At 63.0% G+C, this 22,005-nt stretch carries 18 protein-coding genes and 1 pseudogene; 7 read left to right on the forward strand and 12 right to left on the reverse strand.

Annotated features, from left to right (window positions below; all coding sequences use genetic code 11):
• Nucleotide 1 precedes the first annotated feature (1 nt).
• From A5636_RS02995 to A5636_RS25200, 3 genes are all read right to left on the reverse strand, one after another.
• Entirely contained in the window at nt 2-1,060 is a 1,059-nt protein-coding gene (locus tag A5636_RS02995) for a rhamnan synthesis F family protein (protein ID WP_065157225.1), read from the reverse strand.
• A gap of 330 nt (nt 1,061-1,390) precedes the next feature.
• Nucleotides 1,391-1,624, reverse strand: a complete 234-nt coding sequence (locus A5636_RS03000) for a hypothetical protein (protein ID WP_065157226.1) — start codon at nt 1,622-1,624, stop codon at nt 1,391-1,393.
• An 87-nt stretch (nt 1,625-1,711) separates the two neighbouring features.
• Nucleotides 1,712-3,172 carry a hypothetical protein gene (locus A5636_RS25200; RefSeq protein ID WP_081287569.1) on the reverse strand — a complete coding sequence of 487 codons (1,461 nt, stop codon included), beginning with the start codon at nt 3,170-3,172 and terminating at the stop codon, nt 1,712-1,714.
• A 174-nt stretch (nt 3,173-3,346) separates the two neighbouring features.
• On the opposite strand from A5636_RS25200, the gene A5636_RS25945 reads away from it, so the two are divergent.
• Entirely contained in the window at nt 3,347-3,745 is a 399-nt protein-coding gene (locus A5636_RS25945; RefSeq protein ID WP_155763542.1) for a hypothetical protein, read from the forward strand.
• A 675-nt stretch (nt 3,746-4,420) separates the two neighbouring features.
• Here A5636_RS25945 and A5636_RS03020 read toward each other — a convergent pair.
• From A5636_RS03020 to A5636_RS03035, 4 genes are all read right to left on the reverse strand, one after another.
• Nucleotides 4,421-5,590 carry a hypothetical protein gene (locus A5636_RS03020; RefSeq protein WP_155763545.1) on the reverse strand — a complete coding sequence of 390 codons (1,170 nt, stop codon included), beginning with the start codon at nt 5,588-5,590 and terminating at the stop codon, nt 4,421-4,423.
• A gap of 174 nt (nt 5,591-5,764) precedes the next feature.
• Entirely contained in the window at nt 5,765-7,237 is a 1,473-nt protein-coding gene (locus A5636_RS03025; protein WP_065157230.1) for a glycosyltransferase, read from the reverse strand.
• 29 nt (nt 7,238-7,266) lie between these two features.
• Nucleotides 7,267-8,286: an NAD-dependent epimerase/dehydratase family protein gene (locus tag A5636_RS03030; RefSeq protein WP_065157231.1), complete on the reverse strand. Its 1,020-nt coding sequence runs from the start codon at nt 8,284-8,286 to the stop codon at nt 7,267-7,269.
• Nucleotides 8,283-9,539, reverse strand: coding sequence for a nucleotide sugar dehydrogenase (locus tag A5636_RS03035; RefSeq protein WP_065157232.1), 1,257 nt, complete (start codon nt 9,537-9,539; stop codon nt 8,283-8,285). Before A5636_RS03035 ends, A5636_RS03030 begins: the two co-directional genes overlap by 4 nt.
• A gap of 265 nt (nt 9,540-9,804) precedes the next feature.
• On the opposite strand from A5636_RS03035, the gene rfbG reads away from it, so the two are divergent.
• Complete coding sequence (gene rfbG / locus A5636_RS03040) at nt 9,805-10,821, forward strand: CDP-glucose 4,6-dehydratase (RefSeq protein WP_065157233.1); 1,017 nt, start codon at nt 9,805-9,807, stop codon at nt 10,819-10,821.
• A 26-nt stretch (nt 10,822-10,847) separates the two neighbouring features.
• Complete coding sequence (locus tag A5636_RS03045) at nt 10,848-11,060, forward strand: dodecin (protein WP_065157234.1); 213 nt, start codon at nt 10,848-10,850, stop codon at nt 11,058-11,060.
• A gap of 8 nt (nt 11,061-11,068) precedes the next feature.
• Here A5636_RS03045 and A5636_RS03050 read toward each other — a convergent pair whose 3' ends face one another.
• The 4 genes from A5636_RS03050 to mutA all read right to left on the reverse strand — a co-directional run bounded on the left by A5636_RS03050 (nt 11,069) and on the right by mutA (nt 17,637).
• Nucleotides 11,069-12,355, reverse strand: a complete 1,287-nt coding sequence (locus tag A5636_RS03050; RefSeq protein ID WP_065157235.1) for a serine hydrolase domain-containing protein — start codon at nt 12,353-12,355, stop codon at nt 11,069-11,071.
• A 63-nt stretch (nt 12,356-12,418) separates the two neighbouring features.
• On the reverse strand, nt 12,419-13,390 hold the full coding sequence (meaB, locus tag A5636_RS03055; RefSeq protein WP_065157242.1) for a methylmalonyl Co-A mutase-associated GTPase MeaB: 972 nt from the start codon (nt 13,388-13,390) through the stop codon (nt 12,419-12,421).
• An 89-nt stretch (nt 13,391-13,479) separates the two neighbouring features.
• Nucleotides 13,480-15,774, reverse strand: a complete 2,295-nt coding sequence (gene scpA / locus A5636_RS03060; RefSeq protein ID WP_065157236.1) for a methylmalonyl-CoA mutase — start codon at nt 15,772-15,774, stop codon at nt 13,480-13,482.
• 3 nt (nt 15,775-15,777) lie between these two features.
• Complete coding sequence (mutA, locus tag A5636_RS03065) at nt 15,778-17,637, reverse strand: methylmalonyl-CoA mutase small subunit (RefSeq protein WP_065157237.1); 1,860 nt, start codon at nt 17,635-17,637, stop codon at nt 15,778-15,780.
• Nucleotides 17,638-17,817: 180 nt separating this feature from the next.
• Here mutA and A5636_RS03070 point away from each other — a divergent pair, with 180 nt between their 5' ends.
• Entirely contained in the window at nt 17,818-18,579 is a 762-nt protein-coding gene (locus A5636_RS03070) for a TVP38/TMEM64 family protein (RefSeq protein WP_065157243.1), read from the forward strand.
• A 49-nt stretch (nt 18,580-18,628) separates the two neighbouring features.
• Entirely contained in the window at nt 18,629-19,525 is an 897-nt protein-coding gene (locus tag A5636_RS03075; RefSeq protein WP_253900474.1) for a S1 family peptidase, read from the forward strand.
• Here the strand turns inward: A5636_RS03075 and A5636_RS03080 are convergent.
• The gene (locus A5636_RS03080) at nt 19,506-20,891 is read right to left on the reverse strand and encodes a HAMP domain-containing sensor histidine kinase (protein ID WP_253900475.1); all 1,386 of its coding nucleotides are present in this window, start codon (nt 20,889-20,891) and stop codon (nt 19,506-19,508) included. The genes A5636_RS03075 and A5636_RS03080 overlap by 20 nt on opposite strands.
• 65 nt (nt 20,892-20,956) lie before the next feature.
• Between A5636_RS03080 and A5636_RS03085 the strand changes: the two genes are divergently transcribed.
• Both A5636_RS03085 and A5636_RS03090 read left to right on the forward strand, forming a co-directional pair.
• Complete coding sequence (locus tag A5636_RS03085) at nt 20,957-21,646, forward strand: response regulator transcription factor (RefSeq protein ID WP_065157239.1); 690 nt, start codon at nt 20,957-20,959, stop codon at nt 21,644-21,646.
• Nucleotides 21,643-22,005, forward strand: a pseudogene (locus tag A5636_RS03090) (hypothetical protein); the annotation flags it as partial. The gene A5636_RS03085 and the pseudogene A5636_RS03090, both read left to right, overlap by 4 nt.

A 22,005-nucleotide genomic window follows, 5' to 3' on the forward strand; every position in this document is an offset into this window, starting at 1 on the left:
GTTACGGAGTCTGCCCAGCCACGTCAGCGGTCGCCGCGGTTGAGCCAGCCGGTGACTCGACGCCCCACGAAGCTGCGCCGCAACCGAGCCTGTCCAAATTTGATTGAATGAGCGCATACGGATACGCGGTGTGTTGCTCCAGGAAGTTCTGAAGTTCGGCCATCGAGTCGTGCCATGGGGAATTGCGCCGCGGCAAGACCGTCTTTAAGAATGGAAATCTCAAGTGTTCGATCAGCCCGTCCCAGAAATAGAGGGTGTTATTGAACGGCTCCCCGTCGAACTTGTCGGCCCATTGATGTGCCGACGACTGCTCATAGGCCGCTTTTATCGTCGCTGCAGAAAGAAAGGGTTTGATCCTCAACCCCGCCTTCCGTGCGCGCCGCGATAGGCCGATTTCGTACTTCTGGACGAGTGTGTTCTTGTCGACGATATAGTGGAAACGATTCCAGAAGCGGTTGAGGAAGCGACGGGTTCGCGGGTTCAGGTCCCACACCAGAAAAAATGACTGCAGGTGTAGGCCTTGTTCTTCGCTCTCGATGGCGCCGTACATGTCGGCATCGCGAAACGTATTCCACATCTCCTCGATCGGATAAAGCGGGCCGTAAACGCTGTCGTTGGCAAGGACGAGGCGGTCGAACTGATCCAGTGACCATCCGTGTTGCCGGAGGATGCACCAAGCGAGATGCCAAGAGCCGAAATCCAGCGACAGCGTGTGGCGGGTGTAGATGCCCGCACAGACCGATTTGATCGGTGCCACAGATTCCGGAATGAGCGTCGGGGAGCCGGAAACGAATATGATCGTTGCGCCCAACCGGTTCAGCTCGTTCAGATAATAAGCAACGTAGGGATCGATGACGCCCTGAGGGTCGTAATGCGCGAAAAGAATAAGCGTGCGACGCGCGGCAGCGGGTTGCGGCGGAAGTTCCTGGTGAGTCTCGCACAAGAATGACAGCGCATCGCCGCCCAAGCGGTGACGTGCCGCGTTCGCGAGAGCGCTGCGCTGCGACTCGTCGCGCAGTATTCTGATCGTTTTCAACATAGCATCATCCAGCCGCTTCACCCGACAAGAGCCACCGGCCCGCCATAGCGAAGAACAAGCTCACTCCAATGCTAGCAACACCGGACCTATGGCGAGTACGAAGTGGACCGCCGCACGGGTATGTCCGGCAAGCCCCCCTTCAGCCACATGCGATTATCGGCATCCGCGCGCCGAATGCCGCATGGCAGAATCGCCCTAATCTCCGAATCCCGAAGAATCTCAGCCTGCCGCTCCGAGTCAGGAAATGAGACGTCGAAGACGAGGTTGGTGATTGGTGACAGTAAGCGGAGGCTTTTGCCCTTTCTAGGCGAAGGTTCGGTAGGTGCGACTTCTGGCAGCGAGCGAGTCTTGCTATCTCGATCCGAATTCGCGCTGCTGCTTTGCCACGTCGAGTGCGGCGTCGTCATACCGCCGCGACTGCTCGACGAACTCATCTACACGGCGCGTCTCCGCGGAGAACTGGCACCCGGCGCTGCGACTGTGATCGTAGAAGGACCGGAAGTCATCACCTGAGGCGTCGTCCCAGCGGCCGCGAAGCTTCGACATTGGCAAAGAGTCGCTGGACCGGTTGATATTGGGCAGCATAGGTCCTCCCTCTACAACAGCCGCTCCCGCCAGATGTCTTGGCGCGATCTACCTCCCGGCGGATGCAGCAGTTGCCCTCAACGCCCGTTAGCTGATCCGACGGTAGATCGTCAACGGCCCCAACGTCGCGGCGTACCGGTATTCGCGCTGAAACTCGGGCAGCGCCATCGTAGGCAGGTCAATTGGCGTCGAGTCCGTGACGAAGTAGTCCGGTTTTTGAGACAACCACCAGGTGAAGTCGTTACGCCTTATTGAATCGTCGGCGCGCTTGTCAAGAAGGCCCCAATAGTCCACGATATCAGCGCGGCTGTAGAACCCTGCCTCGCCGATTTCCACCATGGCCGCCGTTGGATGAGATTCGGTACTGTGGCGATCTATCCACTCTCCGACCGCGCGATGTTGATTTCGTGATTTGTCAACATCGGTAGGGCGCAGTGCGATAGCGGCACCGAACCCGGCCAAGACAGTCACAGTAGCGACTAATGCCACTGTCGTGTGGCCTCTTTGGATCAATTCGTCAAGCGCAACTGACAGGCCGGCGATCACCCACAACGTCCACGGCGCGTAGTGCCAGACGTAACTTGGGAACAGTCGGAAGACGAGACCATATTCAATTGCGACTATGGCCGCTACGACGGTAAATGCGAGGAGTGCGGCTTCACGGCGGCGGAAGGAAATAAGGGCGCCAACAGCTGCTGCGGCGACCATGAAAGCGCCGAGTACCGTTAGACCGTTGAAGTTCTGCACTTCCCACCCGGTTATGCCTTCAGCGTTCAATTTTTCCAAGAAGCCCAGTTGGCTTATGAAACCACCGTGGGCGTCCCGCTGTGCGAGTTTCGCGGCGAGTGTGCTGGGGAACGGGCTTCCGGTGACGCTCCACACCACCGCTGTCCACACGCCCAGGATGGCGGCGAACGGCGCGAATACGCGAAATGCAGGCCGGAGTTGTCGCCGGATAAGCAACCATATGATCGCCGCTGCGGCAAGGAGAGCTCCATCGGATCGGCAAATCCCAAGCATTCCTAGCAAGCAACCGAGCAAGACCCAGTGCTGGCGTTGCAGCGCCCAAACTGAGCTAATGATCAGAAGCAGGTAGAGGGATGTCTCCATGCCTCTGACGTGAACCATTAGTGGGTCCGCCGAGTACAGCGCGCAGGCCAGCCATCCGGCGCGGCGTCGCCCGTCAGCGAAGAGGACGTGGGCGAGGGTGACGCCGCCAGCACCCCAGGCGGCCACGTAGAGCCAGAGTGCAGAAAGCGGGGGCGCGACACCGACCAGTTTCGCCAACGAAATTAAGAGAACATAAAGGGGTGATGTAACAGCGTTGTCAGTAATTGATCCGGGATTGAAGGTCCAGCCGAGTCCGTCAGCGAGGTTGGCGGCGTAACGCATCAAGATGAACGGGTCGTCGTACACGAATCCGTTCGCCAAGAGGCCGACTGCTACCGGACAGACGAACGCGACAAGGACGATGGCAATCGATTGTCGGAGCGACGGCCGATGAGCTTTTGTGGCCTCGGACGCGGCTGTTTCAGCCGTGTTGAGCATGCAGGAAGCCTAAACGGGAACGTGTACGTACGTACCGGAAACGACGAAACTAAGGGATATGCGCGGTTGCGCTTCGGTGACGGCGCACATCGAAAATGCGCAACTCCCTCACCGGAAGTGCCCACCTGTGTCGCTCCGCCGATGAGGGTGGGCCTCCTTAGATGCTGGTGGTCTGTGACCACGCACCAGCAGCTCTTTGAACGAGACCCGCTTTCTCATGCGCACTTGGCAGGACAACTTGGAGATACATGCCCTGCAAACGAAGTGGTCGATCTCGGCGATTGCCCGCCATACCGAAAAAATCGCAGAACGGTCCGCAACTATTTGAACGGTGTCACGACTCCCGGCGTGCGGGAACCCGCCACCACTAGTGCGCTTGAGTGGTTCGTCGACTACGTCAGTGCGTGGCTGACTAAGGATCAGCATCTGTGGGCCGGCACGTTATGCGACGAGCTCGGAAACCTTGGTTACCAGCTGCTCTATCCGACGCTGACGCTTCAGATCCCGGCACGTAACGTGCGCCCAGCTCGCCAGGAGTGCGCCCACACGGCAGACCGCCAACGCGGTAATTGATCGCCCGCCCGGGGCCGGACCTAAATGGGGACTAGCTAGTGCTGCAGAACCCGCTCGCATCCGTGGGGGTTTGGGGTGTGACGGCGCATCTGTTGGTCGTATCCGTGGTCCATTCGAGTCGGTGGCGGGCAGTGTTGGCGCCGGCGATGATCCAACGCATCTCGTCAACCGCCTGGACCTGATCTCGCGCCCTCTCGGCAAGCTGCCCCATGCCTGGGCGCTTTGACCGGATGTCACCGTATGCGAGCCCGGTTCCGGCCGAGTCACCGCGTCATTCGCCGGGGCGGCCAAGTACTAGGGCCTAGCTGTCCCTATCTTCCGGCGCGGCGTGGCAGCCGCAATAGGTGCGGTGGAGGAAGTCAATCACACTGCAGCCCAACGCTAGTGGCCCAAATGGCCGGACGACGTCACGTCGAACAGGCACAGTTCAGCCTCGATGAATTATTCCGAATGCGTGCTGATGCCCGGCGCCGAGCCACCGCTGCCGGAAAAGGTCACGGTGGCCACCCTCCCCGCTACCTAACCCTTGGCGCTTCTTCTAGCATCGCGTATCCGCTAGTGCTGCACGAGGACCGCATGGTCTCCCGTCATACGCTAGTGTCCTACCGCGGCAACCGCTACTCAGTACGCCGGAGATGGCGGCAGCGACGGTCAGCGTCACCACGTATTGCCAGGCTATTGATGTAGCTCGATTTTCCAGTCATCGTCATATATCGCCTGGCGGCAAACGGGCTCGCCCCGCTCGAAGCAATGCTGCAGTCCGGTCAGATCGGGCCGGAAAGTATAAGCGGCCGGTGACAGATTTATCAGCGTGCCCCCAATCCCCAGCACTAGCCACAACACCGCCAGCTTTAAGCGATTCTGGCTACCTATCACCGCCACGAGTAGCACGATGACGATTGCCGCGGGAACCACGAACACCCGCTGCATCAGGTACGGCGACGTAAGCGGACCACAGACCAATGCGGGCGGAGCCAACAAGACAATTTGCAAAAGCCATAGGAGAACAGCAGTGCGTCCCAAAACTGATGTCGTGATCAGGACAGCGCCCACGCACCACGCGAGAGACAGCACCAGAAACAAAATGCGCCACGGTGAAATCAGCACAGGCGTGAAACCGAATAGCCACGTCGCGCCGACTCGCGCCCACACCTGCGGCAGATCGAGCAGACTTCCGCCAGACGTCTCGCGGTCAGACAGCAGAAGGACCACACCCTGAACCAGCGCTGCGCCCATCACCAGCACGAACAATGCGAGGCTGTGGCGGGATCGCATTCGCCACCACCGCCACAGGAACCACGGCCCGATGAATATACTCATCAGACCGCTAAAGCCGAGAATAGTGACGGCGACCGATTCAGCAATCTTTGCGCCCCGGCTCTGCGGGTCACCGGACAGCATCAGAAGGAGTAGGCACACTCCGCCGATCCATATTAAGTTGGTGATATTCGCCGCTACCTCCCCCAGCGGCAGCATTAAGCAGAGCAACACGAACAACAATGCGCGCAGCTTTCTGCCGGGAATGACCCATTCGAGCCGCGCCGACAGCGCAGGGGTCAGCATCGTTAGGTGAAGCAGCAGTGCCGCCGATGTATAGACGACGGGAGTTAATGCCAAAGGCAGCGGCGTCAGCGTGGCGGCTACCAGCCGCGGAATGAGGTGTAGATATCCTGCGTACGGCTGCACCAAAGCACCAAGACCGCGGTTATGTGCCTGCGACAGGAAAATTGCGCCATCTTCGGCGAAAAATGCTGGATGCAAAAGGCGAAGACTGCCGCGTAGCATCAGTACGCATGCACCGACCAGCACGGCCACTAAAACGTAGCGGCCCTTGCTGGTCTGCACGCTAGCGCGCACCTCCCATGTGTCCTGGGTCGCCACTTTAATTTCTCTTTCGCTTCCCCGACGCGCTGCCGCGTCCATTCAGAACGCGGGGCAAACGACCCTTCTGAACGCCGGGCATCGACGATGCCGGTCCGTCCTTGATTGCATTGCACGACAACATTTTTCGAGCGTGACTCAGTCGTGGTCGCCGTGCCGTCGCCGTTTAATCAGACGCGCAGCACCGGCAGTCACCATCGTGCTGGCCGTCCAACGCAACATGGGTCGCCGCATCGCCAGCCCGTACCAGCGCAGATACGCCGGCAGCCATCCGACCAAGTCGAACTTGCTCGTACCCGCCGTCCGGTCTTCCCAACTGCTGGGCACCTCGTCGACCCGATAACCCAACAAATACGCTTTCGTCGTGAGCTCAAGTCCTACTTCGAAACCGCGGACGCTCTCGACCGGAACCTCTTGGATAAGCCGCCGGCTGTAACCGCGGAAGTTGGTGGTTGCGTCATGCGTCGGCAAGCGACCTACGTAATACAGGCTCAAGCCGGCCGTCCGAGACATGAGTGTCTTCAGACGAGGGCCACCAGTTTGCGAACCTCCCGTCATGTAGCGAGAACCGCTGACGATGTCCGCGCCCTCCTCGCGAATCTTCTTCGCCATCAATGGAATGACCGATGGCGGATCCGACAAATCGGCCATACTGCTCACAATCACGTCGCCACGTGCGGCTGCGAAGCCGGCAATGAGAGCATTTGCAACGCCCTTGCCGATGGAGTTGCGGACCAGACGAACCGTCGGGGGCTTGTCGAGCATCGCCGCGATGGCGGGCAACGTGGTGTCCTCGTCGAAGTCATAACAGATTAATAGTTCGTGTGCTGTGTCGCCCAGCGCTTCGGTGAGACGCCGGATGCAAACCTGAATGTTCTCGCCCTCGTTGTAAACCGGGATGACGACGCTAATCATTCGCTCGTCAACCGTATCGAGAGGCCGGGCCGGCTTCTGCGCGCGAATCAGAAATTGCTTGCCGAAGACGGGCCACGCCCATCTGGAGCGCAGGTAAAGCCGGACTAGGATCGGTGCCTGCGGCCACGGGGAGCGGGTCGTATACGGCAGGAAACGCTCAAACGTTTCAACGACTTTGAAGTGGTGGATCTGGAGTAGCTCGATCAGCGAACGGTCGCTGATGGCTACCGCATGGTCCCAGAAGTCCCAGTAAGCGCCCGGCAGACACCTGACGTTCGGCCCCAGAGCTATGACGTGGCCCCCGGGTTTGAGGACCCGATGCACCTCAACGATGGTGCGTTCGACCTCCGCCTTACTTTGCAAATGCTCCAGCACGTTGCTGGTGAAGACGACGTCGACCGAATCATCGGCAAGGAAGCTAAGATCGTCGGCTGAGCCTTCGTGGAATTCCACGCCCGTCTCCAGCATCTCGGAGCTGTCCGGGTTCACATCGACGCCGATGCGACGGGTGGCCTTGACGTGATTCAGGAATTCGCCGTAGCCGCATCCCAGATCAACGACTGTGTCGCTACGCCTGATCCACGATTGTAGGAAATTGCTGACCAGTACATTCCAAATCTCAGATCGCGACTCGAGATCATGGCCGAATCGATTGCGGTAGAGCTGCTGTAAGTCCGTTTCGCCCGCAATACGCATGTTGTCCTCTGAGGTAAATTCAACGCGCGTCAGATGGTCCCCGCTTCAACGGCGTCGACAATCCACGGTATGACCTCGTCGAGCATGTCGTCGAGTGTCGTCGTGGCCGAAAAACCGAGCATCTCGGATGTCTTGTGGACGTCCGGTGAGCGGAGCTGTACGTCGTGCTCGAACGGCGGATCGCTCTCATAACGAAAGGGGGTATCGGGGCGCATCTTGCGCCAGATAACTTCGGCCAGTTCGATCACGGTGGTGGCCTCGGGAGTGGACAGGTTGAAGTCGTCGTTCAGAGCGGCCGGGTGCTCCATGCATGTACGTATGCCGCGGGCCAGATCCCCACCATAGGTGTAATGCCGCACTTGCGTGCCGTCACCGAGGATGCGAAGCGGATCCTGACCTTTTGCAACCTTCTGGATCAAGTCCGGAACAACGTGACTCATCGCGAGCTTGACGTTGCCGCTAGGGATTTCACGCCCCCCGATTGCCCGCTGTTCGCCCGTACCCACGCAATTGAAGGGACGAATGATCGTGTAAGGCAGGCCGTACTGCTCGTAAGCACCGTGCGCGAAATACTCGCACGCCAGTTTCTGAAACCCGTAAGTGCTTGTCGGAGGCGGACATTCGGTGATGTGCTTCTCAGGGGTGGGAAACACGCTGGCGTTCTCGAACACCATCGACGAGCTGATCACATTGATTTTCTTCAGCCAGCCCTTTTTGTAAGCGTAGATGGCGGCATCGAAGTGCGCTGCCGCGATCCGCTCGTTCTCGGCGAGCAGGTCGTAGGCGTACTCGTGGAAATAGGTGATGCCGCCGATTCGGGCTGCGCTGGCCACCATCTGGTCGCAGCCCTCCACCAGCCTGAGCATCAGATCTACGTCTTTGACGTCACCCTCGACGAAATGGTAGTTCGGGTGATCGTCATAGCTCTTCTTGACTGGGCCGTACTTCGAATAGTTGTCAATCCCTACGACTTCGTGGCCAGCCCGAAGCAACTCGTCGACGACGTAGCCATTGATGAATCCCGCGCTGCCAGTTACCAGAACCTTCACCGGGCCGCAGCTCCCATCCCCAGAGTCGCCAATTCGGCTCCATTCAACTCACTGTCAAGCTCACTCACGTCCACACATCCCCAGACATCCTCGACGACTTTGCCCTGCGGTATGTGCAAACCTCGGTACTCCGAGTGAGGTACTCCGATCACAATCACGTCTGCTCGCCCCACTACGGTATCCAGGGGCAGATAACCCGGACCATCCAGGAACGGGTCATGCCTGATGACTTCTTTGGCTTCGAGCAGCAGCAGATGCCATAGCTTGAAGCTCAGCGAGTCGCGAGTGTCGTCGCAGTCCGCCTTGAAGGTCATGCCGAGGATGCCAACAGTCTTGTCTCGCAGATCAACTCTGCGCTTAAGCATGTTGACGATGAATTGTGGTTGTCCCTCGTTGATCAGCATGGCTGAGTGACCCAGCATGAAGTTGTTGTTACTGAACGCCGCCAGTTGCATCGTGTCCTTCAACAGACACGGTCCTGCCGCCAGCCCGGCTCTCGGCAAGCTGTCGACGCGACCGTTCTTGTAGGTCGCGGCGTGGTGGACGCGGTTAAAATCGAGACCCGCCTCGCGGCAGAGCAGATAAAACTGGTTGGCGACGGCGAACTGGATGTAGCGGTATCCGTTGCAGAACAGTTTCGCCAGTTCGGCTTCCTGCGGTTCGACCTCGATGATTTCGCTAGTGATGCGTGAGAAGAGGTCACGCACGACTCGGATTCCCTCGCTGTCGAATCCGCTGATGATCTGAGGGATCATCCGCAGCTCACGGATAGAATGCCCCTGCGCGATCCGCTCGGGGCAAAAGGTCACATGAACGCCTATGCCACGCTTTTGAAACAGGTCGTGGACGCGCTGGGTGAGACCTGGGTACACAGTACTTCTGAGCACAAGGGTCTGCTCGTCGTGAAAGTACGGGCTGATCTCGTTGATAATCCGGAAGAATGTGTGTGCCTGCGGCGTCAGGTACTCGTCTACCGGTGTCCCTACCACGCAGATGACGATGTCTGCATTTCTTACAATCCAAGAGTCGGTGCTCGCCGAGATGCGACCGGTCGGCAGCAGCCGCTTAAGCAGCTCCTCGGCTCCGTTCTCGATGAAAGGCATCTCACCCGCCATGATTGTCTTTAACGCCGCGGCATTGGTGTCCAAGATGTCGACGAGGTAGCCCGCGTCCGCCAAAACCAAGGCCAGCGGTAAGCCGACATGCCCGGCGCCCCCGATGATGCAGATTCGCTTGTTGGGTGGATTCGCCACGCGAACCGCCCCTCCCCTCGTTATCCCCGACCCCGCCCTTCGGACGCGATCAACTTAGCCCCTGACGCCCAGGGAGACTGTTGGGACGAGCGTACGAGATTGCCACCCGTCGTTGGGACGTTTTTCGGCAAATACGACGACTCAGTTCACGCACGAACCGGTGTAGCCGCAGTTAGAGAGGCTGGTCGGCCGGGGCGCCCCACCAAGCCCGTGCCGCGGCCGCATACCATGTCACTTCACCGTCGCAAACGCCCAAGGGGATCTTGTGCACTTCCTGGTCACCGGGCACACCGGCTTCAAAGGCCCGTGGCTGACCTTGTTGCTACTCGGGCGCGGCAACCAGGTTTCTGGACTGGCTCTCAATCCACCTGACGGCGGCCTCTTCGACCGGGCCGGACTTGCCGACCTACTCGCAGCCGACTACCGAGTAGACGTCCGCGATGCCGCAGCCACATGCGCAGCAATTCGCGAGTTGGCTCCTGACGTCGTGGTGCACATGGCCGCCCAATCGTTGGTTCGCGAGTCCTATCGCAACCCACGCTTCACCTACGAAACCAATGCCATGGGCACTATGAACGTCCTCGAGGCGGTCGGCGCCACTCCTTCAGTGCGCGCGCACGTCGTGATCACCACCGACAAGGTTTACCGGAACGTCGACCAAGAAGCCGGCTACGTCGAGACCGACCCACTCGGAGGCGACGATCCGTACAGCGCATCCAAGGCGATGGCCGATCTGCTCACCCAATCCTGGATCCGCAGCTATCCCGGCTGCCCCACCGCGATCGCCCGCGGCGGCAACGTAATCGGCGGTGGGGACGTGAGCCCCGAGCGCCTGATGCCTGACTTGGTGCGCGCCTATGCAAAGGGCCACGCACCTTTGCTGCGGTTTCCCCGCGCGGTACGACCGTGGCAACACGTGCTCGATTGCCTCAACGGTTACCTCACCATTACCGACGCGCTGCTGGCTGGATCAGGCCAGGGCCAATGGAACATCGGACCCGGCCGGGACAGTTTCGTCGAGGTCGGCCAGGTCGCCACCCTGGCCGCCGACCTCTGGGGCGGCGGCGCTCACTGGGAGAAGCAGCCTGGCGACCATCCCCACGAAGCAAATCTTTTGGCCCTCGACGCCACCAAAGCGCAACAGGAACTTGGCTGGCACAACCGACTGGGCTTCCGCGATGCCGTCGGCTGGACCATCGACTGGGAACAGCGCGTTCACGACGGCGCCGGCCCCCTCGACGTAACCCGCGAGCAAATCGAGGCATTTGAAAACCTGATTTGAAGACCCGCGATCAAAGGAGAAAGCCCATGAGCAACCACACCTACCGCGTGATCGAGATCGTCGGAACTTCACCCGACGGGGTTGACGCCGCAATCAAAAGCGGCTTGGCCCGCGCATCGGACACGATGCGCAACATCGACTGGTTCGAAGTGCAGTCCGTTCGCGGCCACCTGGTAGACGGCAGCGTCGCGCACTACCAGGTGAGCATGAAAGTCGGCTTCCGCCTGGAAGATTCGTAGGTCCGGCGCTACCCCGCGACGGCCCCTGGCTCCGAGAACGGTGCGCCCAGCCCGTGCACCGGCCGGTAGCCTCGCTTGCGCGCCTTGGCGGCGGCGTCGCGGATCAGCTTGTACAGCCCGACGAAGGCGGCGTGGTCGGTCAGCGTCAACGGTGTGAGCAACCGGTTGTGCACCACTGCGAAGGCCAGCCCGGTTTCCGGGTCGGTCCACCCCACCGATCCGCCCAGCCCCACGTGACCAAATCCGGGCATCACATTCTTCAGGGGCAGCGCGTGGTAGCCGAGGTGGAATGCCATCGGTACGAAGATATTCCGGTCCCGCTGAATGATCCGCTCCCCCGTCAGGCCGCTCACCAGGCGCCGGGACAGGAACTGCGTACCGTCGACCTCGCCGCCGTTGGCGATCGCGCCGTACATCCGGGCCAGCGCTCGGGCCGTCACCACCCCGTTGGCGGCGGGGATCTCGGCGTCCAGCATGGCCATGTTGCCCTGGACGGCCGCGATGACACCCGGGAAGTACATGGACCGGTACCCGCCGGAAAAATAGTTCGCCACTTTCTGCACCGCCCCGGTCAGGATCGGATTGGCGGCGAGGTCCTGCGGCATGATGATTTCGGCTGCGCGGGTCGGTGATTCGGCTGGCGGACGACCCAGGTGGATACCGTCGGTGCCCAGCGGTTCGGCCAGTTCCTCCCGGAAAAGCACCCGCATGTCCTTGCCGGTGACTGCCCGGGCCAGCCCGGACATCAGCCAGCCGAACGTCAGCGCGTGATAGGCCGGCTTGCCCAGCAGCCGTCCCGGCGACGCGGCGGCCAACCGTTCCTCCATCAGGACGTGGTCGAGCAGCTCCTCCTGGGTGGCCCCACGCAGACCCGATAGCCCTGCGGTGTGCTTCATCACCTCGCGCACGGTCATCTTCGCCTTGCCGTTGGCGGCGAAGGAATGCCAGTACTCGGCTACCGGCGCGTCGTAGTCGATCAGGTCGCGGTCGGCCAGGCGGTGAATGACAGTGGCCGCCATTCCCTTGGTCGCAGAGAACACCATCGGCGCGTGGTCCGCCGACCAGGGGATCCGTCCGTGCCGGTCGGCCCACCCCTTCCACACATCGACGACGGGTTGACCGTCGAGATAGACCGCTAAAGCTCCGCCGCCGAGGCGGCTACCAGGGAACATGGTCGAAAAAGCACGAATGACGCATGCAAAGTGGGAGTCCGCGGCGCCGAACACACCATGCCCTGCGTCAGGGGCATCGTGAGAAGGGGCAGCGCGGCGATCGACTCCGATGTCTACCGTCACACTTCGAATTTACTTGCCTGTCACCAGCGGGCACTGGCAAACCAAGATTAAGTTACCTAACCGTTAGGAATTTGCTATCTCAAGTATTTGCTGGGCGGCTAAGGCCGGGGTCAGCTCGCCGTCTCGGACCTGACGCTCGACATCCTTGCGGATCCGGCGCACCTCCGGGTTCGACACCACCCGGTCCAGCACTGCGTCGCGAACCATCTGCCAGGTCCAGTCCACTTGCTGATCGCGTCGACGCGCCTCGAACCGTCCGGCCTCGGTGAGCACCCGACGGTGTTTTTCGACGGTCTCCCACAGTTCGGTCAGGCCGGTCCCCTCCGTCGCGCTCATCGTCAAAACGGGTGGCCGCCAGAGTGTTTCGCGAGGATAGATCAGCCTGATCGCTCCGGACAGCTCACGGGCGGCCACCCGCGCATCCTTGAGGTGCGCACCGTCGGCCTTGTTGACCACGACGATGTCGGCGAGTTCGAGCACACCTTTCTTGATGCCCTGCAACTGATCCCCGGTGCGGGCCAGGGTCAGCAGGACGAAAGTATCGACCATATTGGCCACCGCGACTTCGGACTGCCCGACGCCGACCGTTTCGATCAGGATCACGTCAAAACCCGCTGCCTCCAACAGGACCACTGTCTCCCTGGTGGCCTTTGCTACCCCACCGAGCGTCCCCGACGTCGGGGATGGCCTGATGTAGGCGTCGGGGTGAATCGCCAGGCGGGCCATCCGGGTTTTGTCACCCAGGATTGAGCCGCCGGTGCGCGTCGACGAGGGGTCGACGGCCAGCACCGCCACCTTGTGACCCTGGTCGATGAGGTGCATGCCGAGCGCCTCGATACTGGTGGATTTGCCCACCCCGGGCACCCCGGTGATGCCCACCCGGTGGGCGTTGCCGGCGTCGGGCAGCAGCGTCAGTAGTAGCTGCTGGGCCCGTTCCCGGTGGTCGGCGCGGGTGGATTCCAGCATTGTGATGGCCCGTGGCAACGCAGCACGGTCGCCGCTGCGGATCGCTTCGGCTAGGTTCTCGACCTTCATCGGGCGGTTCTCACCGCGACACTGCATCCCTGCACAGGACACGCCGCACGGCATGTGCCAGTTTTCAGTCTCGACGCAACCATCGGCGGCTAGCTCAGGTCGTACCCGAGTCGCTCGGCGAGCTTTTCCAGCAAGCCGACCGCCGCTTCGGCGATAACGGTCCCGGGCGGGAAGATTGCGGCCGCCCCGGCCTCGTACAGCTCGTCGAAGTCACCAGGCGGGATGACGCCGCCCACCACGACCATGATGTCGGAGCGGCCCACCTCGGCAAGCGCGTCACGCAGCGCCGGGACGAGGGTGAGATGCCCTGCCGCCAACGAGGACACCCCCACGACGTGCACGTCGTTGTCGGCGGCCTGCCGCGCGACCTCTTCGGGAGTAGAGAACAGCGACCCGACGTCGACGTCGAACCCGATGTCGGCGAATGCGGTGGCAATCACCTTCTGGCCGCGGTCGTGACCGTCCTGCCCCATCTTGGCAACCAGAATTCTGGGCCGGCGACCGTCGGCTTCGGCGAACTTCTCGACGAGTTCGGTTGCTTTGGACAACCCGGTGATGTTGGACCCTCCCTGAATTTCGTCCCGGTAGACACCGGCGATGGTCCGAATCTCGGCTTGGTGCCGGCCATAAACCTTTTCCAGGGCATCCGAGATCTCCCCCACCGTCGCCTTGGCCCGGGCCGCGTTAATGGCCAGCGCCATCAAATTGTTGCCCAGACCGTCGTCTCCGGCGGGACCCTGCGCAGCGGCCGCGCGGCTGAGTTCGGCCAGGGCGGCCTCCACCTCAGCCTTATCCCGGCTTTCCCGCAGCTCTTTGAGTTTGGCCAGTTGCTCGGCGCGCACCCGGCTGTTCTCGACCTTCAGCACTTCGATCTCTTGGTCTTCGACCACCTGATACTTGTTGACGCCGATCACCGGTTGCTGACCCGAATCGATGCGCGCCTGAGTCCGGGCGGCCGCTTCCTCAATGCGCAGCTTGGGAATACCGTCGCTGATCGCTTGGGCCATGCCGCCGTGCTCGGCGACTTCCTCGATGTGTGCGCGTGCCCGCTGCGCCAGTTGGTGAGTCAGCCATTCCACGTAATACGAACCCGCCCACGGATCGATCGGTCGGGTGGTACCGGACTCCTGCTGCAGCACCAGCTGAGTGTTCCGCGCGATGCGGGCGGAGAAATCGGTGGGCAATGCCAGTGCCTCGTCAAGTGCGTTGGTGTGCAACGACTGCGTGTGCCCTTGGGTAGCGGCCATCGCTTCGATGCAGGTGCGGGCGACGTTGTTGAAAACGTCCTGAGCCGTGAGCGACCAGCCCGAGGTCTGCGAATGTGTGCGCAACGACAGCGATTTGGCGTTCTTGGGGTCGAATTCGGCGACCAGCTCGCTCCACAGCAGCCGCCCCGCCCGCAGTTTGGCCACCTCCATGAAGAAGTTCATTCCGATGCCCCAGAAGAACGATAGTCGCGGCGCGAACTTGTCGATGTCCAAGCCGGCGTCCAAGCCCGCTTTGATGTACTCGACACCGTCGGCCAACGTGTAGGCCAGCTCCAAATCCGCTGTAGCACCGGCTTCTTGGATGTGGTAGCCGGAGATCGAGATGGAGTTGAACTTCGGCATCTTGGCGCTGGTGTAGGCGAAGATGTCGGAGATGATCCGCATGGACGGCTGCGGCGGGTAGATATAGGTGTTGCGGACCATGAACTCTTTGAGGATGTCATTCTGGATGGTGCCGGCCAGCTTCTCCGGCGGCACCCCCTGCTCCTCGGCGGCAACCACGTACAGCGCCAGGATCGGCAACACGGCGCCGTTCATCGTCATCGACACCGACACCGTCGACAGGTCGATACCGTCGAACAGCTGGCGCATGTCGAGAATGGAATCGATTGCCACGCCGGCCATTCCGACATCGCCCTGAACGCGGGGATGGTCGGAGTCGTAGCCGCGGTGGGTGGCCAGGTCGAAAGCCACCGACAAGCCCTTCTGGCCGGCAGCCAGGTTGCGGCGGTAAAACGCGTTGGACTCCGCGGCTGTGGAGAACCCGGCGTACTGCCGAATGGTCCAAGGCTGGTTGACATACATCGTCGGATAGGGACCCCGCAGGAAGGGGGGCTCACCCGGGAAGGTGTGCAGCGGGTAACCGTCCTCACCTGCCGCCGCACGGTCTGAACCGATGTACACCGGCTTGACGTCGATGCCTTCGGGTGTCTGCCACTGCAAGTCGTCCGGTGAGTACCAGTGCGCCTTGGCGGCGGCGGTGATGTGCTCTTGCACCGCGCCTTCGGTGGGCGGTTCGGTGGCCCGTTCGCTGTGCAGCGCAATGTCGGCGAAACTGCCAATCAGGGTTGGGACGGTTTCCGGAGCCGGATTGCCGGCGACATCATGTACCGTCATTGTCTAGGCTCCCAGCCGGGTGAGTAGATCCGAAAGTGCTTCGACCGCATTGATTTTGGCCGTCAAGAATTCGTCAGGCCTATGCTCGGCCTGCCCCACCGCCTTTTCCGGACCGGCCAGGTATACCCGCTCGACGCCGGCGGCGCGCGCCGCCTGCACAATTCCGGCCGCCTCGTCGGCGTAACGCTTGTCTGTACCGCAGATCACCACCGCCGCCGGTGATCCCGCCGCATCGACGGCGTCCGCCACCCCTTCCGCATCGACGGTTCCGGGGTTGACCGCTTCGATGCCTCCCGAGGCCAACAGGTTTGTGGCGAAGGACGTGCGGATGTTGTGCTCGGCCAGGGGCCCCAGCGGCAGCAGCAACACCTGCGGGCGCTTGTCATGTTCGACGAGGAATACGTCCGACCGGTCCCGCAGGGCTTCGAACTCTGCGGCGTAACGCCGCACGTGCCCGGCCCGGCCCAGCGAATCCCCTTGCGGCAGTGGAGCTTCACCCAGGTTGGGGAACTCGTTCACACCGGTGATGGCGATCCGCCGATGCGCGATGTCCTCGGCGCGGTGTTCGGCCAACTCCGCGATGCGGCCGGCCAGGTACTCACGGGCTTCGACGAAACCGCCGTGCTCTTCGATGGACTGAAAGTGCTGCCAGGCCCGTTCAGCCAATTGCTGAGTGAGGTCCTCGACGAACCAGGACCCCCCAGCAGGGTCGAGCACCCGGCCGACGTGTGACTCCTCCAGCAGCAGTAGCTGGGTATTGCGTGCGATTCGGCGGGCAAAGCTGGTCGCGGTGCCCGGCCACCCGCCGGGGATCGACACGTCGAACGCATACACCAGTACCGTGTCGGCGCCACCGACGCCGGCGCCGAACGCCGCCAGCGTGCAGCGCAGCATGTTCACCCACGGGTCGCGCTGCGTCATCATCGGCAACGACGTCTCCGCGTGCACGACGGCCGCGCCGCCGTCGGGATCGCCGGCAACTTCGGCGACCCGCGCCCAGAGTTGGCGCACCGCGCGCATTTTGGCCAGCGTCATGAACTGGTCATCGTCGGCGGCCAACCGGAAGCTGATCTGGCCGAGGGCCTGCCCGACCGTCAGCCCGGCCTGCGTTAGCTCCCGCAGGTAGGCGACCGCGGCGGCAACCGTGGCTGCAAGCTCCCACGCGGCGGTCGCGCCCAGATTGTGGAACGCGGGCCCATCGACGGTGACGGCCCGCACGCCCTGGCTGCCGACCGCTAGTTTGGCCACCGCGACGACGTCCTCGAGCGGCGCAGCGCTGCGGTCACTGAGCGTCGCCGTCAACGGGTCGGCACCCAGGTCCACCGACACCGTGGCCCGCTGGTCCTCTTCCACCCGTTCAACCAGCGACAACAGCACGTTGGCGGCCGCGACGTAGTCAGCGCCCGCGTCGAGGATCACCGGCGCCATGCTCAGGTACACACCGTCGAGCAACGTCTCAAGTTGTTCGGGTGCGACGCCCGACTCCCCCACCCGGACCAGCAACGCGCTGACACCTTCACCAAGAGCGGCCAGGAGTGCCCCATTCGCCTCGTTGGTAGGCATGTCGGGCAGCGGAAATGCCTCGGCGACCTTCCAACCGGACTTGACGTCGCGCAAAGCATCCGCGCCCCGTACGAACGGCCATTGCCCGGGCAGCGGTGGTTCCGGCAGTTCGTCGAAGGCGGTGTAGAGCGGGCGGATGGCGAACCCGTCATAGGTCGGCGTCTCCAGCCGCTCCTCGGGGTGATCCCCTAGGTCGGCGGGCTCGGTCCGCGTGCTCTTCGACAGGACGCCGGCAACCGCACTGCGCCAGCGCCCGCGAACCTGTTCTAGGTCGGCGAGTTCGGGTACGTCAATGGACACCGATTTGCTCCTGTTTCCGCAGCAATTGTGGGTTACTCCGGGATTGTCACTTGGCTAATAAGGCTAATTGATCGGGGGCTGAACATAGCTATCGAGGTGTTGTGATCAGTGGCTCACCGGTGACGAAACGCCAGCCTGCGGCTACGGGATATTCACGTCCGACCCGTACCCTTGGAGACCGTGACGACCGCCGCCATCAGCAAGACCGCCGACACGGTGCGCGGGATTGCCGGTGTCGTCGCCACCGCGGTGCGGCAAACGTCGCCATTGCGCCTGGCCGTCACGGTGGTAGGAATCACAGTCTTGGTGGTTGTCGCCCTGCTGGTTCCGCTGCCCACCGCGATGGAAATGCGGGATTGGGCCCGGTCGGTGGGCCCATGGTTCCCGCTGGTGTTCTGGCTGGTGCACGTAGTCGTGACGGTGCCGCCCTTTCCCCGCACGGCGTTCACGCTGGCGGCGGGCTTGTTGTTCGGGCCGTTGTTCGGCATCGCGATCGCAGTGACCGCCAGCACCGCGAGCGCGGTTTTGGCGACGCTACTGGTACGGGCGACCGGATGGCGACTGAACCGTCTGGTGCACAACCGCGCGGTAGGCCGGCTGGATGACCGGCTCCGCGAGCGCGGCTGGCTCGCGATCCTGTCGTTGCGGTTCATTCCGGTGGTGCCGTTCTCGGCGATCAACTACGCCGCCGGCGCATCAGCGGTGCGGGTGCAGCCCTACATGTGGGCCACCATGGCCGGTCTGTTGCCGGGCACCGCGGCAGTGGTCATCCTGGGCAACGCGTTCGCCGGGGACAGCAGCCCGCTGCTGATCCTGGTTTCGGTGTGCACGGGCGGGTTGGGCCTTTGTGGCCTGGTCTACGAGGTACGCCAATACCGGCGCCACCACCGGCGCGCGCCGGAGGCTGCCGATCCGGCGGCTGAGCCGGCCGTCACGCACTGAACAATCCGCCCTGCCCGGCTGGGGCCGCGTTGGATGCATGATTTATCCCATGAACCCGGCGACACAGGCGTCTCTTCGCACCGTCCTGTTGCTCGCCGGCACGCTGCTTTGCCTGATGGTGGCGGTGTGGCCGTTGATCGCGCGCGGGGCAAGGCGCAGACCGGCACCGAATTCGCGGGGAACTTACAGTTGGCGGCTGTCCGCGTTCGCCTTGCTCAGCACCGCAGCGTTTGTGGCGGCGTTGTGGATGCCGCCACACCAGGCGCCGCTGCTGCAATTGAAGCCGGATGTGCAGCCGCCCATCCCGCTGCCCGCTGCGGGCGCCATCGGGCCGGGCACCGGTATCGCCGTCACCTACGCCGACGGCAGCGGCGGAATGGGTTGCACCGCAGGATTTCTGGTCCGCACTGACGACGGCGACACCGGCGTGCTCACCGCCGGACACTGCAACAAGGTCGGCGAACAGAGCAAGGTGAGCATGAATCCTGGCAGCATCCCCTACACGACCGTGGGCAGATTCAGCCGAACCGTGCTCGAAGGAGAGCGCGGCGAGGCCCACGACATCGGGCTCATCCTGCTCGACTCCGACGAGGTACCCCGCACCCCAGCCATCACCGCCTCGATGCCGGTCACCGGTGTGGCCGACGAGCTACAACTTGGTCAGCAGCTGTGCAAGTACGGCATGACGACGGGCCGGATGGAATGCGGACAGATCACCGGCGTCAGTGAAAGCAAGGTGGTCTTCCTGGCGGCCAGCCGATGCGGCGACTCCGGGGGCCCCGTCTATCTCTTGACCAACGACGGTGCCGTCGCGGTGGGTATCCACATCCGCGCCGGGAGGCCGAACGACCCCAACCCCGGATGTTCCACGCCGGCAACATTTTCGGTGGCCGAATTGGTGCAGCCGTGGCTGACGCAGTGGGGTCTCACCGCCGTGACGAGCTGAGTGGCAAACTCAGTCGAAATTGCGCACCGCCGTCATGCGGCACACAGATCAGGTCGCCACCATGCGCTCGGGCCAATGCCCGGGCGATCGGGAGTCCGAGGCCGGCGCCACCGTGCTCGCGGGCGCGTCCGGCATCCAGGCGCACCAGACGTTCGAAGATCCGGTCTCGTTGATCGTCGGGAACCCCGGGGCCGGTATCTGTGACAGTGATGACCGCGGCCGCGCCGTCTTCGGACAGGTCGACGGTGATAGAGCCGGCTGGGGTGTACCTGCGCGCATTGTCCAGCAGATTGGACAAGCTCTGCGCGACGCGCATGGGATCCGCGTGGATGGTGAGCATCGGCAACCCGGTGCGGACAACCGAGATGCGGGGACTCAGCATCGAGGCTCGCTGCACTTCGGCGTCGACGATTACGGCCAGGTCGGTGTCTTGGCAATCCAATGCCAGCCCCGCGTCGATGCGACTCAGATCCAACATGTCGGCAACCAACCGCCCGGCACGTCGCGCGTCGGACCGCAACAAATCGGCCCGCCGCTGCTGACCAGCCGAATCGGTCTCGTGAGCGGCGAGTTGTTCGGCGGCAGCCTGCATTCCCGCGATCGGGGTGCGCAACTCGTGTGCGGCGTCGACAAGAAATTGCCGGGTCGCGGCTTCGGCTCGTTGCGCCTCTTCGGCGGCCCGGCGGGCACGCTGTTCGGACTCCTCCAAGGCATCCAGCATCCCGTCGAATGCGCTCGCGGCGCGGCCTAATTCGGTATCCGTGCGTGACGGGCGCAGTCGTCCACCACGGTCACCGGTGGTGATGTCCCGGGCCAGGGAGGTCAGCCGGTCCAGCGGGCGCAACGCCGTGCGGCTCACCGCAACCAGCAACAGCCCCGCGACCACCAGAGTCGCCAGGCCGCCGCTGATCATCAGTCGACGCAAATCCCGGGTGACCTCGGTGGTCTGGGTGGTGTCGGCGACCAGGATCACCCGAGCCCCGCCGGGCAGGGGGTGCACCAGCACGGTCGCGGTGCCGTCGGGCGGGACAGCGGGCGGCGGTGGTGGCGGTGGCAGTAGTGGGGGACCGGGCGGCAGCGGCGGCGGGGGCACCGGTACCAGGCTGGGTGGCACTGACGTCCCGATGCTGGGCGCCGGCGCGACGCTCGATACGGGCGGCGGTGGCGGATAGCTCGGCGTGGAAGAAAACTGCGGGTAGGGCGGCGGCGGCAGCTGGACGCGAACCGTGAACACCAGACCGGTCACCGCGAAGGCGGCAGCCGCGCCTAGTGCCAGGCCCGCCAGCCCAGCGCCGATCACCACACCGGTGGAATGCCGTCGGACGGCCGGTGGCGGAGCGGCCGGCGGCGTGTTGGTCGAGGTCACGCGCAGAGCGTAACGCCATCGCCGACCCCTGAGCCGGCAAAGTTGCCGCGTTACCCTCGCGAAGTATGACCCAGTTCAGTGTCGGCACTCCGCGGGTGCTGGTAGTCGAGGATTCCGAAACCATCCGCGAAATGGTCGGCGAAGCGCTCACCGATGTCGGCTACCACACCGATATCCGTTGTGACGGAGAAGGATTGGAAGAGGTACTCGACGGTGTGCGGCCCGATCTGGTGGTGCTCGACGTGATGCTGCCCGGGCGCGACGGATTCGAACTCATCGACGTGATCCGCCAATGGGGTGAGATCGGGATTGTGTTGATCACGGCCCGCGATGGATTGCCGGACCGGCTACGCGGCCTCGACGGGGGCGCCGACGACTACGTGGTCAAGCCGTTCGAGCTCGCCGAACTGGTGTCGCGGGTAGGCGCGGTGCTGCGTCGCCGCGGGCGACTACCCACCGTGGTGCAGATCGGTGACGTGATTTTGGACGTCGATGCCGGCGTAGCGGCCCGCGATGGCCACCGGCTCGACCTGACCGCCACCGAACTGAGGTTGCTGCAATTTCTGGTGGAACAACGCGGCCGGATTGTCAGTGCCAGTCAGATCCTCAGCGCGGTGTGGGGCTACGACGCATACGATCCCAACCTGGTTCAGGTGCATATCAGCGGGTTGCGACGCAAACTCGAGGCACACGGGCCGCGGATTCTGCACACCGTGCGGGGCATCGGCTATCGACTGCAGCCGCAGCGATCATGACAAGCGACAGTCAGACGGCCACGCCGTCGCTGCAGCGCCGGGTGTTGATGCTGGTGGTGGCGCTCCTTGCGGTGTTGCTGGTCGTGCTCGGTCTGACGGTCGATGTCAGCCTGGGCGTGCAGGCGCGTCGGAATCTGCACGATCGACTGCTGGCCGCCACCTCCCGCGCCGACGCACTGGCCGCCCAGGGGACCGCACCCGATCTGCTTGCAGCCCAACTCAACGGCGGAGGTGTGCGCGCACTGGTCGTCACCGCGGATGGCGCCACCTACGGTGATCCCGGTATCAGCCCCCGCAATGCCGGCCCCACCAGCGCCAGCAAGAGGACCGAGACAATCAGAAAAACAAGGCCGTTCGCC

The sequence above is a fragment of the Mycobacterium asiaticum genome, assembly GCF_001673315.1.
Classification (GTDB): domain Bacteria; phylum Actinomycetota; class Actinomycetes; order Mycobacteriales; family Mycobacteriaceae; genus Mycobacterium; species Mycobacterium asiaticum_B.